Origin of the sequence: Amycolatopsis sp. NPDC023774, from assembly GCF_040639695.1 — a bacterium.
GTDB lineage: Bacteria > Actinomycetota > Actinomycetes > Mycobacteriales > Pseudonocardiaceae > Amycolatopsis.
This window is the reverse complement of record NZ_JBFAAJ010000032.1, coordinates 18,644-34,181: the sequence shown is the minus strand read 5'-3', so window position 1 is coordinate 34,181 and position 15,538 is coordinate 18,644. Positions and strand designations below refer to the sequence as shown.

The window sequence follows — 15,538 nt, the reverse complement described above, 5'->3', positions numbered from 1 at the left end:
TCAGCCTTTCACCGCGCCGGACATCCCGGAGACGAGCCGGCGTTGCACCAGCACGAAGAACACCAGCACCGGGATCGTCATGAGGGTGGACGACGCCATCACCGCGCCCCAGTCGGTGTCCTCCGGTTTGAAGAACACGAGGATCGCCTGCGGCAGCGTCTGGTTCTCGGTCTTCGAGATGATGAACGTCTTCGCGAACAGGAAGTCGTTCCACGCGTGGATGAACGCCAGCACGCTCACGGCGACCAAGCCCGGGGCCACCAGCGGGAACAGGATCTGCCACGTGAAGCGCATCCGCGACGCGCCGTCGAGCTTCGCCGCTTCCTCCAGCTCCACCGGCACCGCCGCGACGAACCCGCGCAGCATCCAGATCGCGAACGGCAGGCTGAACGCCAGGTGCACCAGCACCAGGGAGCCCAGCTCGTTGAGCCCGAACGCCGGCGCGACCGCGCCGATCTGGCGCATCAGGAAGAACAGCGGGATCGTCAGGGCCTCCACCGGCACCATCTGCGCCACGAGGATCATCACCAGCAGCACCGTGCGGCCGCGGAAGCGGAACCGCGTGAGCGCCACGGCCGACAGGAACGACAGCAGCAGCGACAGCACCACCACGACCAGCGCGACCACCAGGCTGTTCACGAAGAACCGGCCGAAGCCCGACACCGTGAGCACGCGGTGGAAGCTGTCGAGCGAGGGGGCCAGTGTCCACGGTTTCGGGTTCGCCGTCTGGATCTCACCCGCCGGCTTGAACGCCGAGAGCACCATCCAGTACAGCGGGAACGCGACGATCCCGGCCACCACGACCGTGATGGTCTCCGCGACGAGCCGGCCCGGGCGGCGCACCCGCCGGCGGCCCGGGCTTTTCGAAAGGGACGACCGTGAACTGATCACAGCCATGCCGTGCTCCGGCGCTGGGACCGGACGTACAGTCCGGTGATCGACAGGAGCAGCAGTGTCATCACGACTCCGATCGCCGAGCCGAGGCCGTACTCCTGACCGGCGAAGGCCTGCTGGTAGGCGTAGACGTTGAGCACGAGGTTGCGCCCGGCCACGCCGCCGCCGTTGGTCATCACGTAGATCTGGGTGAACACCTTGAAGTCCCAGATGATCGACTGGATCGTCGCGATCATCAGCAGCGGCCGCACCATCGGCAGCACGACCGCCCACGTGCTGCGCCACGTCGACGCGCCGTCCAGCGACGCGGCCTCGAGGACCTCCTCCGGGATCGCCTTGATCCCGGCGTACATCGTGACCAGCACGAACGGGAACGAGCACCAGATCACCTCGGCCGCCACGAGCCCGAACGCGCCGAAGGTGCCGAACGTCCAGGAGTGGTGCGCCATGCCCGTGAAGCCGATGTCCGAGAGCACCTCGTTCACCAGGCCGAAGTCGGTGTCGAAAAGGAACAGCCACACGTACGAGCCGGCGATCGCGGGCGTCGACCACGCCCCGAGCGCCGCGAGGAACAGCAGCGTGCGAGGCACCGCGCGCACCCACGACGCCAGCACCGCCAGCGCCGTGCCGACCACGAGGCTGCCGACCACGCAAGCGGCGGCGAACGCGACGGTTTTCGCGAGCACGGTCCAGAACTGCACGTCCTGCAGCAGCGCGGCGTAGTTGTCGAAACCGAGGAACACCAGCGGCGCCGCGCCCGCGGCCTGGGGCTGCCCGTAGTCGTAGAACGAGATCAGCACCAGCTGGTAGATCGGGTACACCAGCAGCGCCGCGAGCAGGATGCCCGCGGGCAGCAGGTAGAGGACCGCCGCCCGGCCATCCCGGGGCCGGCGCGCGCGACGAGGCGCGACCGGGGCTCCGACGGTCACGGGCAGCTGCCGGGTGACCATCAGCCGAAGTTCTTGTTCATCGCCGCCGTGGCGTCGGCGAGCGCCCCGTCGACGTCCTTGCCGCCGGTCGCGATCTGCTGCACCGCGGTGGGCAGCACGTTCTGGCTGTCGATCTTCGACCAGCCGGGCGTGCTCGGCACGAACTTCGTGCCGGCGGCGAGGGTGTCCACGAACGGCTTGAGCGTGGGGTCGCTCGCCGCGAGCTTCTTCTGCACGCTCTCCAGCGTGGGCAGGTTGCCCATGGCGTTGTACATCTTCTCCTGGTACTTCGCCCCGGCCAGCAGCTCCGCGAACTGCACACGACCCCGTGGCGCTTGCTCGCGCCGAACACCCCCAGCAGGTTGCCGCCGGCGAACGCGGGCGCGACCGAACCCGGCGTGGTACCGGGCAGCGGGACCACGGCGTACTTGCCCTTCACCGCGCCCTGCTCCACGGCCTTGCGGTTGAAGTCACCGCCGATGGTCATCCCGGCCTTGCCGCCGGCGAACGCTGTCACACTCTGCGTGCCGGTGAGGTTCGCGCACGCGGCCGGCGGGCAGATGTCGTCCTTGAGCAGGTTCGCGTACGCGGTGATGCCAGCCTTCGCCTGCGGGGCTTCCACAGTGGACGCCCACTTGCCCCCGTCCTGCTTGGCCACGTCGCCACCGTTGGCCCAGACGAACGGCAGGAGCGCGTAGGTGTACTTGCCGCCGGTCGAGATGCCGTAGAGGTCGGGCTTGGCGGCGTGGATCTTGCGGGCGTCGTCGGTCAGCTCGGCGAGGGTGGTCGGCGGCTTGAGACCCAGCTCGGTGAACACGTCGGTGCGGTAGTAGAGGGCGCGGATGCCGGTGTACCAGGGCAGGCCGTAGGTTTTGCCGCCCGACTTCGCGGTGTCGAGCACCGAGGGCAGCAGGTCCTTGCCCTCGCTCCAGGACGAGATGTCGCCGGTGAGGTCGCTGAGCGCGCCGGTCTGGGCGTAGCTCGCCACGTCGGTGTTGCCGAACTCGGCGACGTCGGGCGCGTTCGACGGGTCGTTGAAGGCGCCGGAGAACTTGTCGGCGCGGCCCTCGACCGGGACCCACTGCACGTCGACGTCCACGCCGGCGTGCGCGGCCTTGAACTCGGTGATGGCCTCATCCACCGCCGCTTCCTTCGGCGCGCGGCTGGCCTCGTCGAACAGCCACATCCGCAGCGTGCCGGTCTGGTCGTCCCCGCCCGCGGCCGCCGGGGCCGACTGGGTGGGCGCGCAGCCGGCCAGCAGGGCCAGCGCCGCGGAGACACTGATGGCGGTGAACGTACGACGCACTCTCATCGTTGAGCTCCCAGAGGGTAGGGGCCTGCCGGCGACGGACCGGTCGGTCCGCCGCCGGCAGGCAACGCCGGGTCAGGCGAAGAAAACGGAGTTGACCGAAGGCACGGCGAGCGAGCCGGCGACCGCGCCGGGCAGGCCCGTGGCCGGGTCGCGCGGCAGCCAGGTGACCGTGCCCGAACGCTGGTTGGACACGTAGAACCAGCGCTCGTCGGGCGAGAGCGCGACGTGGCGCGGCCAGTTGCCCCCGGTGTCCACACCGGACACGAGCTTCAGCGTGGTGCCGCCGCCGGAGACGGAGAACGTGGCGATCGTGTTCGGGCCGCGCACGGTCGCGTAGACGAACTTCGCGTCCTTCGACACGGCGATCTCGCCGGGGAACAGGTCGCCGGTGCTGCCGGCCGGCACCGCCGGGACCACCGCGAGCGGCGTGAGCTTGCCCGCCGCCGCGTCCCAGGACAGCACCGTGATCTCCGGCCGCAGCTCCTGCGCGAGGTAGGCGTGGCGGCCGTTCGGGTGGAACACCAGGTGCCGCGGCCCCGCGCCGGAGGGGAGCGTGACCTGCTGATGCAGCACGAGTTTCCCGTTGCCGGTGTCGAGCGAGTACACGTAGACCGAGTCGGCGCCGAGGTCCACCGACAGCACCCACTGGCCGGTCGGGTCGTTCACCACTTGGTGCGCGTGCGCGTCACGCTCCGCGCCCTGGTGCTGTTGCAGGTCGGTGGCCGGGCCGAGCTTGCCGCCCGCCAGGACCGGCAGCACGACCACACTGCCCGAACCGTAGTTGGCCGCCAGCACGTACTTCTGGCTGCTGTGCACGGACAGGTGCGTCGGTGCGCTGCCCTCCGACGACACGGAGTTGAGCAGCTTCGGGCTGGAAGCCGTGGTGACGTCGAGGGCGGAGACGGCGCCGTTCGGATCGCCCTCGTCGGTCACGTAGAGGGTGCGGCCGTCGCGGCTGCGGTCGAACCACGACGCGTCGGGCACACCGGCCACGGTGCGCACCGGGGTGAGCGCGGGCGCGGTGCCCGTGCGGCCCACCACGTCGAGGCCGTGCCCGGCCGGTGGGGTGCTGGTGTAGCTGCCGACGTACGCGACCGGTCCCGCGTCTCGTGGACACCCGGCGGGTGCGGCGCTCGCGAGCTGGGTGCCGAGCACGGTGCCGAGTCCGGCGGCGCCCGCGGCGCCGAGGAACGTGCGACGGGAAAGTCCGGCCATCGAGGTTTCTCCCAACGGTGAGGGAACCAGAGCGTGGTTCAGACCACAGCCGTGATCAATGCTGCCACGGCGAAACCGCTGAGGGAAAGGACTGTTTCGAGCGCGGTCCACGTTTTGAGCGTCTGCGGCACCGAAAGGCCGAAGTACCGCGACACGATCCAGAACCCGCCGTCGTTCACGTGGGAGGCGATGATCGAGCCCGCGGAGATCGCGATCACGATCAGGGCGAGCTGCGGCTGCGAGTAGTGCAGGTCCACTACCGTCGGCGCGACGATGCCGCTGGTGGTCACGATCGCGACGGTCGCCGAGCCCTGCGCGACGCGCATGCCGCAGCTAATGATGTAGGCCGCGAGGATCACCGGCAGGCCCGCGTCGCCGAGCGAGCCGGCCACGGCCTTGCCGATGCCGGTCGCCGAGAGCACGGCCCCGAAGAACGAGCCCGCGCCCACCACCAGCAGGATCATCGCGACCGGGCGCAGCGCGTTCGCCGACAGCTGTGCCAGGTCCGCGCCCGTCATGCCGCGGCGGCGGCCCAGCAGCCACGAGGCGAGCAGTGTCGCGATCGTCAGCGCGATGGCGGGGGTGCCCAGGAATGCGGCGACGGCGGCGGCGCCGGAGTTCTTCGGCAGCACGATGCTGCCGAACGTGCCCACGAGGATCAGCACGAGCGGGATCGCGATGATGCCGCTGACCAGGCTCAGCGAGGGCGGGTTCGGGTTTTCTTCGTCATCGTCACCGGCGAGCTTCGCGAACTCCTCGGCGAGTGGCACGTTCACGCGCTTGCCGATCCACGTCGAGTAGAGGATGCCCCCGACGAACCACGCGGGGATGCCGCAGATCGCGCCCATCAGGATGAGCCAGCCGAGGTCCACGTGCAGCAGCCCGGCGGCCGCGACCGGCCCGGGGTGGGGCGGGATGAACGCGTGCGTGATCGACAGGCCCGCCAGCAGGGGCATCGCGTAGAGCACGATCGAGCGCCCGCCCTGCTTGGCTGCCGCGTAGACCAGCGGCGCGAGCACGAAGATGCCGATGTCGAAGAACACGGGGATGCCGAAGATCAAGCCGGACACGCCCATCGCGAGCGGTGCGCGCTTCTCGCCGAACGCGCGCAGCAGAGCCGAGGTCAGCACGCGGGCGCCGCCGGAGCGTTCGAGGATCGACCCCAGCAGGGTGCCGAGGCCGATGATCGCCGTGATGTGCCCGAGGATGCTGCCGAACCCCTTTTCCAGCAGCGAGTCCGACGTCTTCTGCGCGGTGCCGACCAGCGTGCCCACGGGCAGGCCGGCGGCCAGCGCGGTGAGCACACCCACCACGATCAGCGCGATGAACGGCTCGACCTTGGCCTTGATGATGAGCACGAGCAGGACGGCGATCGAAACCGCGGCGAGCGTGAGCAGACCGCCGGTCGTGGTCTGCACCCAGTGGATCATCGGCCCCTCCCGGGGTGACGAAGGGAATGGCCGGCGAGGGCGCCGGTGGGGTGGGTGTCCTCGATCGCGGCGACGCCGTTCACGAAGACGTGGGAGATCCCCTTGGCGGGCTGTCTCGGGTTTTCGAACGTGGCGGTGTCGGTGATCGTGGCGGGATCGAACAACACCAGGTCGGCCGCGTACCCGGGGCGCACGAGGCCCCGGTCGGCGAGGCGCAGCCGCCGCGCCGCGCGCCCGGTGAGGTGCGCGACGCAGTCGGCCAGCCCGAGCACGCCCAGTTCACGGACGTAGCGGCCGAGGTAACGGGGGAACGTGCCCCAGGCCCGCGGGTGCGGCCGGTCACCGACGAGCAGGCCGTCGGAACCGCCGGTGTGGGTGCGGTGGCGCATGATGGCCCGCACGTTCTCCTCGTGGCCGATGTGCATCAGGCACGAGGTGCCCAGCCGCTCGTCGACCAGCGTGGCGAAGTACAGCTCGGCGGGCGTTTTTCCTTGAGCAGAGGCGGATGCCGCGACACTGTGGCCCACGAGACCGGCGTTGCCCGGGCGGCGCACGCCGTTGATCTCGATGCCGGACCAGTCGATGGGCACGCCGTGCGCGCCGTCCGAGCCGGTCTCCTCGATCTCGACGCGGATCCGCTCGCGGGTGTCCGCATCGGACAGTCGCGCGAGCGTCGCGTCGAGCCCGCCCTCGGTGGCCCAGCTCGGCAGCAGCGCCGACAGGTAGGTGGCGCCCGGGAGGTACGGGTAGGTGTCGAGGGTGATGTCGCCGCCGGCGTCGAGGGCGTCGTCCAGCAGCTTCAGCAGCTCCGGCGCTTTGCCCTTGTTGACGGCGAAGTTCATCGTGGCGTGCGCGAGGTGCAGGGGGCAGTCCGCGCGGCGCGAGACGTCGACCATCTCGGCGAACGCCTCCAGCGCCCCCTTGCCGTAGCTGCGGTGGTGGGGGCTGTAGTAGCCGCCGTGCTCGCCGACCACGCGGCACAGTTCGACGAGCTCGGCCGTGTCCGCGTACATGCCTGGCGTGTAGGTGAGTCCCGAGGACAGCCCGAAAGCGCCTTCTTCGAGCCCGGTCGCGACGAGTTCCTTCATCCGGTCGAGCTCGGGCTCGGTCGCCGGCCGGTTCTCCCAGCCGACGGCGAGCATTCGGACGGTGCCCTGGGGCACGAGGTAGGCGGCGTTCACGGCGACGCCGCGGTCGAGCCGGTCGAGGTACTCGCCGACCGAGCGCCAGTTCCAGTCGAAGCCGGCCGGGTCGTCGTTCCAGCCCGCGAGCTGCCGGCGCAGTGTCTCGAGCACGATGTCGTCCACCGGCGCGTACGAGAGACCGTCCTGGCCGAGCACCTCGGTGGTCACGCCTTGCGAGACCTTCGCGAGGTGGTCCGGGTTGGCGAGCAGCTGCAGGTCGGAGTGCGAGTGCATGTCGATGAACCCCGGCGCGAGCACGAGCCCGTCGGCGTCGAGCACGCGTGTGCCCATGAGCGAGCCGGGTCCGGCGACCTCGGTGATGCGGTCGCCGGTGATCCCGACGTCTTGGCGGGTCAGCGGGTCGCCGGTGCCGTCCGCGACCTGGGCGCCACGGACCACCAGGTCCATCAGAACCACGTCCGCACGAAGTCGACGACGGTTTCGCCGTCGGTGTCCACCACCGGCAGTAGCGGCCATTTGTCGAACGTCGTGCACGGGTGCGAAAGCCCGAGCCGAACCCAGTCGCCGACCTCGACGGGGGAGTCCGCGGGCAGTGCCAGGAAAGCGTGCTGGTCGTTGAGCTTCGTCACGGCGTGGCCGGCCAGCTCGGCGTTGGCCCCGTTCTTGCGCAGCAGCTGCGGCTCCGGCATGCCCTCGTCGTAGGGCAGATCGCGCTTGCCGGCGGTGAGCAGCGCCAGCTCGGGCGTGGGCTTCGAGGTGACCTGGGCCCACGCGTGCAACGCGGCGTGGAAGGGCTCGACACCGGCCAGCCGCGGGTGCACGCCGAGCGGCGAGATCTCGCGGTAGAAACCGTCGTCGTGCGTGATGTAGGCGCCGCTGCGCAGGATCGGCAGCACGGCCATGCCGTCCGGCCACGGTTTCGTGAGCTCCTGGGCCACGCGGTCGAAGTACGCGCTGCCGCCGGCCGTCACGTAGACCTCGCCCTCGGCGAGCAGACCCCGGTCCGCGAACGCGATCGCCGAGTCGCGCAGGGTGTCCACATAGGAACTGATCTTGGTCAGCGCAGCCTCGTCCGTGTCGTGCGACAGCGCGCCCTCGTAGCCGCCGGTCCCGCGCAACCGCAGCGCGGGACTCTTCGCGACCGCCTCGGCGACGGCCAGCGCCGTCTCCGGGTCGCGCACGCCGGTCCGGCCGCCGGCCCCGCCCAGCTCCACGAGCACGTCGACCGGACGCACGGACCCGGCCAGCGCATCGGTCATCAGCTCGACCCCGCGCACGGAGTCGACCCAGCACACGAACTCGAACGCCGGGTCCGCAGCCAGCTCGCCCGCGAGCCAATGCAGGCCTGCCGGGTCGACGAGCTGGTTGGCCAGCAGGATCCGCGAAACGCCGAACGCCCGGTAGACGCGCAGGTGTCCGGCATTGGCGGCGGTGACCCCCCAAGCGCCGTGCTCGAGCTGGCGCGCGAACAGCTCGGGCGCCATCGTGGTCTTGCCGTGCGGCGCGAGCGCGACCCCGTGCCCGGCGCACCACGCGGCCATCGTGGCGAGGTTGTGTTCCAGCGCCGCGGCGTCGAGCACCACGAACGGGCCGAAGAAGCCGTCGGTGAACAGGTTCGCGCGCTGGGCCGCGGCCTCGTCGAGGGTGAGGCCGGCGAGGGCGGGTGCGATCGAGCGGAAGCGCCAGTCGATCTTCTCTTCCCGGCCCGCGCGGACGGCGACGGTCAGGGCGGCGTGCTCGGAATTGTTCATCGATTCAGACCTCGGGGCCGAACATGGTTGCGTATTATGCAATGGGCGTTGCGCAAAATGCGCGACCTAGGTGTAGCATCCGCTTCGCCACAGGTCAACGGGGTGACGGAACGGGGAGAAAGTCAGTGACCAGCGCGCCCGAGGTGCTCTGCATCGGCGAGTCGATGGCCCTGTTCGTGCCGGCCGAACCCGGGCCGCCGGAAGGAGTGCGCAGCTGGCTGCGCACCTTTGGCGGTGCCGAGTCGAACGTCGCGTGCCACCTGCCCGCGCTCGGTGTGGCGAGCGCCTGGGTGAGCGCGGTCGGCGACGACCCGTTCGGCCGTGCGCTGGTGCAGGAGATCGCGTCGGCCGGCGTCGACGTGAGCGCCGTCGAGATCGATCCGGCGCGTCCGACGGGCTTGTACGTCAAGGAAAGCGGCGCCCAGGGCAGCCCGGTGCGTTATTACCGCACCGGTTCGGCCGCCTCGGCGCTCGGGCCGGATCTCGTGGACCGGCTGCGCCTCGACGGCGTGCGCGTGCTGCACCTGTCCGGGATCACGCCCGCGCTGTCGGCCAGTTGCCTCGCGCTCGTGCGCGCGCTGCTGGAGGCACCGCGCGCGGAACTACTGGTGTCGTTCGACGTCAACCACCGGCCGGCACTGGGGCAGGATGTCTCCGTGCTCGCGGAGCTGGCCGGGCGCGCCGACCTGGTCCTCACCGGCGACGACGAGGCCGGCCGCGTGTGGGGGACCAGCGACCCCGCGCGGCTGCGCGAGCTGCTGCCCGGGCCGCGCACCCTCGTGGTCAAGCACGGCGAGCGCGGCGCGACGCTCGTCGAAGGCGATGCGCCGCCGGTGTTCGAACCCGCGCTGCGCGTGGACGTGGTCGAGCCGGTCGGGGCCGGTGACGCCTTCGCGGCCGGATTCCTCGCCGCCACCCTGCGCGGCGCCGACCCGTCGACCCGGCTGCGCCGCGGGCACCTCCAGGCCGCCGCGACCCTGCTGACCCACGACGACGTCGGCGTGCCCCTGCCCGCGCCCGTGGTGGATACGCTGCTGCGCGCAGATGCCGAAGCGTGGGGCGCGGCCCGCCTGACGGGAGAGGGCGTGGTGGTGGGGTGAGCCAGAGCCTGGACCGGGCGCTGACCGTGCTGGCCGGGCTCGCGCGCGGAGCGAAGACCCTGGACGAGCTCGCCGAGGAGATCGGCGTGCACAAGACGACCGTGCTGCGGTTGTTGCGCACGCTCGAGTCGCACCATTTCGTACGCCGCGAGGGGACCCGCCACTACCGCCTCGGCAGCGCGCTGTTCGACCTCGCCAACCAGGCGCTGGAAGGCCACGACGTGCGCCGCAGCTCCCACGACTCGCTCGCGGCGCTCAACATCCGCACCGGCCACACCGTGCACCTCGCGTCCTACGAAGACGGCGAAGTCGTCTACATCGACAAGTTCGAGGGCCACCACTCCGTGCGGATGTACTCACGCATCGGCAAACGCGCGCCCCTGCACTGCACGGCCGTCGGGAAGGTGCTCGTGGCCGCGATGCCGCAGGCGCGGCGCGAGGAGATCGCGCGTTCGCTCGACTACGTGGTGCTCACGCCGAACACGATCACCTCGCCCGAGGCGTACCTGGCAGAACTGGCGAAGGTCGCCGAACGCGGTTACGCCGTGGACAACGCCGAGCACGAGGGCTTCATCCACTGCATCGCGGCGCCGGTGCGCGGTGCGGGCGGCGAGGTGCTGGCGGCGGCGTCGATGTCGGTGCCCAAGGTGCTGCTGGACTACGACGGCCTGCTCGCGCTCGTGCCCGAGCTGCGGGCCGCCGCCGACGAGGCTTCCGTCCACAGTGGATGGGCGGAGAACGGAAAGGGGTAATGATGGGCAAGACGGCGATCACGACCGAGAACGCGCCGAAGCCGCCGGCGAAGTTCTCGCAGGCCGTCCGCAAGGGGAACATCCTGCAGGTCGCGGGCACGGTCGCGTTCGACCCCGCGACCGGCGCGGTCGTCGGCGACGACATCGCGACGCAGACGCGGCAGGTGTTCAAGAACATCGAGGCCCTGCTCGCCGAAGCCGGTTCGAGCTGGGCCGACGCGGTGATGGTGCGCGTGTACCTCACCGACACGAGCCACTTCGCGCCGTTCAACGAGGTCTACAACGAGCTGATCGGAGAAGGTCCGCACTCGGCTCGCACCACCGTCTACGTCGGCCTGCCCGCCGGCCTCCTCGTGGAGATCGACGTGCTCTGCGTGCTCGACTGACGTTCTTCGCCTGGGCTCGCCGGGGTGGCGGGCCCAGGCGCCCCGGTCAGCCCAGCACGCTCGTGTAGGCGTTGATCGCCGGCTGGCCGCCGAGGTGCGCGTAGAGCACGTTCGACTCGCGGGGGATCTCGCCCGTGCGCACGAGGTCGATGAGCCCGGCCATCGACTTCCCCTCGTAAACGGGGTCGGTGATCATGCCCTCGAGGCGCGCCGCCGTGCGGATGGCGGCCAGAGTGGACTCGTCGGGGATGCCGTAGACCCCCGCGTGGTAACGCTCGTCGAGCAGCACGTCATCGATGGCCGGTGCGCCGAGGAGCTCGGCGGTGTTCTTGGCGATACGGGTGATCTGGTCGCGCGTCTCGGCGGGCTGGGCCGATGCGTCGATGCCGAGGATCCGCCGAGGGCGTCCGCTCAGCGCGGCGCCCGCCACCATTCCGGCCTGCGTGCTGCCGGTGACCGAGCAGACCACCACGGTGTCGAAGAAGACGCCGAGCTCGCGCTCCTGTTCTTCCAGCTCCGCGACCCACCCCGCGAAGCCGAGCCCGCCCAGCGGGTGGTCGGACGCACCGGCCGGGATCGCGTACGGCTTGCCGCCGGCGTCCTGGACCTCCGCGAGGACTTGTTCCCAGCTCTCCTTGAAGCCGATGCCGAAGCCGGCCTCGACGAGCCGGACGTCGGCGCCCAGGATCCGCGACAGCTGGATGTTGCCCACCTTGTCGTGCAGCGGGTCGTGCCAGTCGACCCAGCTTTCCTGTACCAGCACGGCTTTCAGTCCCGCGCGGGCTGCGGCCGCGGCGACCTGGCGGGTGTGGTTGGACTGCACGCCGCCGATGGAGACGAGCGTGTCGGCGCCTTGGGCGAGCGCGTCGGCCACGAGGTACTCGAGCTTGCGGGTCTTGTTGCCGCCGTACGCGAGACCGGAGTTGAGGTCTTCGCGCTTGGCCCACACGGCCGCGCCGCCGAGGTGCTCGGTGAGCCGGTCGAGCCGGTGGATCGGCGACGGGCCGATCATCAGGGGGAAACGCGGGAAGTCGGCGAGGCTCACGGGGTCTCCAGGGGTTCGGCGGTTTCCAGACTGGCTTCGAGGTCGGACCAGATGGTCGAGGTGACCGCGGCGGCGGTTTCGGCGTCACCGGCTTTGATCGCGTCGACGAGCTCGGTGTGCCGCCGGATCGAGCGGTGCGCGGGCAGGGAGCTGAAGCGTGCGTACTCGAGCCGGCGCAGCAACGGGGTGTAGCGCTCCAGCGTCGCGGCGACCGCGCGGTTGCCGCACGCGCGTACGGGCACGTCGTGCAGTTCGTCGTCGGCGGCGATCGCCGCGGCCACGTCACCCGAGCCGACCGCGGCGGCGAAGCGCTCGTTGGCCGCGCGCATCGCGGCGACCTGCTCGGCGCCGAGCCGGGGGAGGGCCTGGCGGGTGGCGAACTCGTGCAGTGCGCGGACGAGCTGAACGGCGTCCCGCACCTCGTCGCCCGCGATGGCGGCCACGCGCGTGTAGCTCTGCGGCTTGGACTCCACGAGCCCGTCGCCGGCCAGGCGCAGCAGGGCCTGGCGCACGGGAGCGCGGGACAGGCCGAGCTCTTCGGCCAGGTCGGCGTCGCGCAACGGGGTGCCGGGGGCGAGGCTGCCGTCGATGATGGCCTGGCGGATGCGGTCGTAGGCCTCGTCGCGCAGCAACGGCCGGGTGACCTTGGGAAGCGGGCTCACATCTAACATGTTAGATGCCTCTCCGGCAGGTCGGCAAGGCCGCCGAGACTCCGTGACGACGAAGGCCCGTCCGCGGGTGGCGGACGGGCCTCGGAAACGACGGTCAGTAGACCGGGCCGGTGTACTTCTCGCCCGGGCCCTGGCCCGGCGCGTCGGGGACGGCGGAGGATTCGCGGAACGCCTTCTGCAGCGACTGCAACCCGTCGCGCAGCGGGCCGGCGTGCAGGCCCAGGTACTCTACGGACGACGTGACGAGCCCGGCCAGCGCGGTGATGAGCCGGCGCGCCTCGTCGAGGTCGCGGTGGGGCGAGGCGTCCGGGTCGGCGTCGGCCAGGCCCAGGCGTTCGGCCGCGGCCGACATCAGCATCACGGCCGCGCGGCTGATCACCTCGACGCTCGGGATGTCCTCCAGGTCGCGGACGTCCGGGGAATAGCGAGGCTGTTGCGAAGGTTGTTCTGACACGTCTGGTACCCTTCCACGAGCGACCAGTCCCCGAGGAATCGGGGGCGGCAAGTGGAGCCCCGCTCCCACCCGCGTCACCGCTTCAGGTGTCCGGGTCCGGTCTCGCCGAAGTGGTGGATGTCGGTACATCCGTCACCTTGGCGAAGCGTTCGATCCTTGTGATCGGGCGCGATCGGAGACAGAGCGGGCCCCGTAAACCGGTTGGATGCCGGAGACGGGGCCTGAATCATGTGGGCACCAGGTCGAGAAGAGAAGTAGTCACTCGGACCAAGGAGGCCCCATCAGCTCCGAGACACGCATCAACGAACGTATCCGGGTGCCGGAAGTCCGGCTCGTCGGACCCAACGGCGAGCAGGTCGGCATCGTCCGGATCGAAGATGCGCTGCGGCTGGCACAGGAGAACGATCTCGACCTCGTCGAGGTCGCGCCTCAGGCCCGCCCGCCCGTATGCAAGCTCATGGACTTCGGCAAGTTCAAGTACGAGAGCGCGCAGAAGGCCCGCGAGTCCCGCCGCAACCAGCAGTTGACCGTCATCAAGGAACAGAAGCTGCGTCCGAAGATCGACCAGCACGACTACGAGACCAAGAAGGGTCACGTGTCGCGGTTCCTGGCGGCCGGCAACAAGGTCAAGGTCACGATCATGTTCCGCGGTCGCGAGCAGTCCCGGCCGGAGCTCGGTTTCCGGCTGCTGCAGAAGCTGGCCGACGACGTGACCGAGCTGGGCTTCGTCGAATCGTCGCCCAAGCAGGACGGTCGCAACATGATCATGGTGCTGGCCCCGCACAAGAACGTGAAGCCGAAGGTCGCGAAGGCCGAGCCGGTTTCCGAGGCGTAACGCCTCCCGCAGCGCCCAGCACAGTCAGCGGCACACCGGGGCACCGGTGTGCCGCCGCACGGAAGAGGACACAACAACCATGCCGAAGATGAAGACGCACAGCGGTACGTCCAAGCGGATCCGCGTCACGGGCACGGGCAAGCTGCGCCGCCAGAAGGCCGGCCGCCGCCATCTGATGGAGAAGAAGTCCAACCGCCTCACCCGGCGCCTCGAGGGCACCACGGAGCTCGCCAAGACCGAGGCCGGCCGCGTCAAGCGCCTGCTCGGCATCTGAGCCTGAGCCACCCTCCGCACACGTACTGATCACCCCGGGCGCCACCGCGCCCCCCGAATCGACAGGATGGACCAGTGGCACGCGTCAAGCGGGCGGTCAACGCCCAGAAGAAGCGTCGGTCAACTCTCGAACTGGCCAGCGGCTACCGTGGCCAGCGCTCGCGGCTGTACCGCAAGGCCAAGGAGCAGACGCTTCACTCGCTCAACTACGCCTACCGCGACCGCCGCGCGCGCAAGGGTGACTTCCGCCAGCTGTGGATCACCCGCATCAACGCGGCCGCTCGTGCCAACGGCGTGACCTACAACCGGTTCATCCAGGGCCTCAAGGTCGCCGGTGTCGAGGTCGACCGCAAGATCCTCGCGGACCTCGCGGTCAACGACGCCGCCGCCTTCACGGCGCTCGCCGAGCTCGCCAAGGCGAACGTCAACACCGGCGAAGCGAAGTCGGCCTGACCGGCAGTTTTCCGCGACCCGGGGCGGTTCCGTTCACCGAACGGACCCCCCGGGTCGTTGCTGCGCGCAAGCTGACGCGCCGCGCGGAACGCGAAAAGACCGGCCGCTTCCTGGCCGAAGGCGTCAACGCCGTCGAGGCGGCGCTGGAACACGGCACGGTTTTCGAACTGTTCGCCACCGAGCGCGCGGCTTCGGCGCACCCCCAGCTGATCGCCGCGGCTTCTTCGGCCGGGGTGGCGGTCTCGCTCGTCACCGACCGCGCCGCCGACGGCCTGTCGGAAACCGTGACCCCCCAAGGCCTCGTGGCCGTGTGCGCCCTGGTCGACCGTCCACTCCCGACGGTGCTGACCGGTGCTCGCCTGGTGGTCGTCCTCGTGGACGTCGCCGAACCCGGCAACGCCGGCACCGTGATCCGCGTCGCCGACGCCGCGGGCGCCGACGCCGTGATCCTCGCGGGCGACACCGTCGACCCCCACAACGGCAAGAGCGTCCGCGCCGCCGCCGGCAGCACCTTCCACGTCCCCCTGGCGCGCGAGCGCGACATCCCGTCGGTGTTGTCGTCGCTGAGCGCCGCCGGCCTGCGCACCCTGGCCGCCCACGGCTACGCGGACCGTTCGCTCGAAGAGATCACGTTCGGTGACCCGGTCGCGTGGATCTTCGGCAACGAGGCCCACGGCCTGTCCCCGGCGGTCCTGTCGGCGGCCGACACCGCCGTCCGCATCCCGTTGTACGGCAAAGCCGAAAGCCTCAACCTGGCCACGGCGGCCGCCGTCTGCGTGTACACGGCCGCGATGGCCGCGCACCGCTGACCGGCGGTGTCGCGCACGGCCGATCGCGGCCGGTGCGGAGGCGGGCTCCTTAGCGGAGGGTGAGCGGCCGGGGCCGTCGGCCGA

16 protein-coding genes and 1 pseudogene are annotated in these 15,538 nt (G+C 70.7%); 7 read left to right on the top strand and 10 right to left on the bottom strand.

Annotation, left to right across the window (positions count from 1 at the left end; genetic code table 11):
* From AB0F91_RS38890 to AB0F91_RS38860, 7 genes and pseudogenes are all read right to left on the bottom strand, one after another.
* The gene (locus AB0F91_RS38890) at nt 1-897 is read right to left on the bottom strand and encodes a carbohydrate ABC transporter permease (protein WP_360606081.1); all 897 of its coding nucleotides are present in this window, start codon (nt 895-897) and stop codon (nt 1-3) included.
* Nucleotides 888-1,844: a sugar ABC transporter permease gene (locus AB0F91_RS38885; RefSeq protein ID WP_360606079.1), complete on the bottom strand. Its 957-nt coding sequence runs from the start codon at nt 1,842-1,844 to the stop codon at nt 888-890. The genes AB0F91_RS38890 and AB0F91_RS38885 overlap by 10 nt, the downstream gene beginning before the upstream one ends.
* A pseudogene (locus tag AB0F91_RS38880) lies at nt 1,844-3,135 on the bottom strand (extracellular solute-binding protein). Before AB0F91_RS38880 ends, AB0F91_RS38885 begins: the two are co-directional and overlap by 1 nt.
* Nucleotides 3,136-3,207: 72 nt before the next feature.
* A complete protein-coding gene (locus AB0F91_RS38875) occupies nt 3,208-4,350 on the bottom strand; it encodes a lactonase family protein (protein WP_360606077.1) in 1,143 nt (380 codons plus the stop codon).
* A gap of 38 nt (nt 4,351-4,388) precedes the next feature.
* Complete coding sequence (locus AB0F91_RS38870) at nt 4,389-5,780, bottom strand: gluconate:H+ symporter (protein WP_360606075.1); 1,392 nt, start codon at nt 5,778-5,780, stop codon at nt 4,389-4,391.
* Entirely contained in the window at nt 5,777-7,372 is a 1,596-nt protein-coding gene (locus AB0F91_RS38865; protein WP_360606073.1) for a D-aminoacylase, read from the bottom strand. The genes AB0F91_RS38870 and AB0F91_RS38865 overlap by 4 nt, the downstream gene beginning before the upstream one ends.
* A complete protein-coding gene (locus tag AB0F91_RS38860) occupies nt 7,372-8,676 on the bottom strand; it encodes an amino acid deaminase (protein WP_360606070.1) in 1,305 nt (434 codons plus the stop codon). The genes AB0F91_RS38865 and AB0F91_RS38860 overlap by 1 nt, the downstream gene beginning before the upstream one ends.
* 125 nt (nt 8,677-8,801) lie before the next feature.
* Between AB0F91_RS38860 and AB0F91_RS38855 the strand changes: the two genes are divergently transcribed.
* From AB0F91_RS38855 to AB0F91_RS38845, 3 genes are read left to right on the top strand one after another with little or no spacing between them, the layout of a single operon-like run.
* Nucleotides 8,802-9,776, top strand: coding sequence for a sugar kinase (locus AB0F91_RS38855; protein ID WP_360606068.1), 975 nt, complete (start codon nt 8,802-8,804; stop codon nt 9,774-9,776).
* Entirely contained in the window at nt 9,773-10,528 is a 756-nt protein-coding gene (locus AB0F91_RS38850) for an IclR family transcriptional regulator (protein WP_360606066.1), read from the top strand. Before AB0F91_RS38855 ends, AB0F91_RS38850 begins: the two co-directional genes overlap by 4 nt.
* 2 nt (nt 10,529-10,530) lie before the next feature.
* Nucleotides 10,531-10,914 carry a RidA family protein gene (locus tag AB0F91_RS38845; protein ID WP_360606187.1) on the top strand — a complete coding sequence of 128 codons (384 nt, stop codon included), beginning with the start codon at nt 10,531-10,533 and terminating at the stop codon, nt 10,912-10,914.
* Nucleotides 10,915-10,960: 46 nt separating this feature from the next.
* Here the strand turns inward: AB0F91_RS38845 and AB0F91_RS38840 are convergent, their stop codons facing one another.
* The 3 genes from AB0F91_RS38840 to AB0F91_RS38830 form a co-directional block, all read right to left on the bottom strand.
* Entirely contained in the window at nt 10,961-11,959 is a 999-nt protein-coding gene (locus AB0F91_RS38840; protein WP_360606064.1) for a 1-aminocyclopropane-1-carboxylate deaminase, read from the bottom strand.
* A complete protein-coding gene (locus tag AB0F91_RS38835) occupies nt 11,956-12,621 on the bottom strand; it encodes a GntR family transcriptional regulator (protein WP_360606062.1) in 666 nt (221 codons plus the stop codon). Before AB0F91_RS38835 ends, AB0F91_RS38840 begins: the two co-directional genes overlap by 4 nt.
* A 103-nt stretch (nt 12,622-12,724) precedes the next feature.
* Nucleotides 12,725-13,084, bottom strand: a complete 360-nt coding sequence (locus AB0F91_RS38830) for a DUF1844 domain-containing protein (RefSeq protein ID WP_360606060.1) — start codon at nt 13,082-13,084, stop codon at nt 12,725-12,727.
* Between the two features lie 205 nt (nt 13,085-13,289).
* On the opposite strand from AB0F91_RS38830, the gene infC reads away from it, so the two are divergent.
* From infC to AB0F91_RS38810, 4 genes are all read left to right on the top strand, one after another.
* Nucleotides 13,290-13,919: a translation initiation factor IF-3 gene (gene infC, locus AB0F91_RS38825; protein ID WP_360606058.1), complete on the top strand. Its 630-nt coding sequence runs from the start codon at nt 13,290-13,292 to the stop codon at nt 13,917-13,919.
* Nucleotides 13,920-13,998: 79 nt separating this feature from the next.
* Nucleotides 13,999-14,193 carry a 50S ribosomal protein L35 gene (rpmI, locus tag AB0F91_RS38820; RefSeq protein ID WP_086672342.1) on the top strand — a complete coding sequence of 65 codons (195 nt, stop codon included), beginning with the start codon at nt 13,999-14,001 and terminating at the stop codon, nt 14,191-14,193.
* Nucleotides 14,194-14,267: 74 nt separating this feature from the next.
* On the top strand, nt 14,268-14,645 hold the full coding sequence (gene rplT / locus AB0F91_RS38815; protein WP_360606056.1) for a 50S ribosomal protein L20: 378 nt from the start codon (nt 14,268-14,270) through the stop codon (nt 14,643-14,645).
* Nucleotides 14,642-15,454 (top strand): RNA methyltransferase, encoded by an 813-nt coding sequence (locus tag AB0F91_RS38810; protein WP_360606185.1) that lies wholly within the window; start codon nt 14,642-14,644, stop codon nt 15,452-15,454. Before rplT ends, AB0F91_RS38810 begins: the two co-directional genes overlap by 4 nt.
* Nucleotides 15,455-15,538: the final 84 nt, after the last annotated feature.

What these genes read in the sequence shown, in the direction of transcription:
- AB0F91_RS38890 (WP_360606081.1), bottom strand. Translation starts at nt 897, where the DNA reads ATGGCTGTGATCAGTTCACGGTCGTCCCTTTCGAAAAGCCCGGGCCGC.
- AB0F91_RS38885 (WP_360606079.1), bottom strand. Translation starts at nt 1,844, where the DNA reads ATGGTCACCCGGCAGCTGCCCGTGACCGTCGGAGCCCCGGTCGCGCCT.
- AB0F91_RS38875 (WP_360606077.1), bottom strand. Translation starts at nt 4,350, where the DNA reads ATGGCCGGACTTTCCCGTCGCACGTTCCTCGGCGCCGCGGGCGCCGCC.
- AB0F91_RS38870 (WP_360606075.1), bottom strand. Translation starts at nt 5,780, where the DNA reads ATGATCCACTGGGTGCAGACCACGACCGGCGGTCTGCTCACGCTCGCC.
- AB0F91_RS38865 (WP_360606073.1), bottom strand. Translation starts at nt 7,372, where the DNA reads ATGGACCTGGTGGTCCGTGGCGCCCAGGTCGCGGACGGCACCGGCGAC.
- AB0F91_RS38860 (WP_360606070.1), bottom strand. Translation starts at nt 8,676, where the DNA reads ATGAACAATTCCGAGCACGCCGCCCTGACCGTCGCCGTCCGCGCGGGC.
- AB0F91_RS38845 (WP_360606187.1), top strand. Translation starts at nt 10,531, where the DNA reads ATGGGCAAGACGGCGATCACGACCGAGAACGCGCCGAAGCCGCCGGCG.
- infC (WP_360606058.1), top strand. Translation starts at nt 13,290, where the DNA reads ATGCCGGAGACGGGGCCTGAATCATGTGGGCACCAGGTCGAGAAGAGA.
- rpmI (WP_086672342.1), top strand. Translation starts at nt 13,999, where the DNA reads ATGCCGAAGATGAAGACGCACAGCGGTACGTCCAAGCGGATCCGCGTC.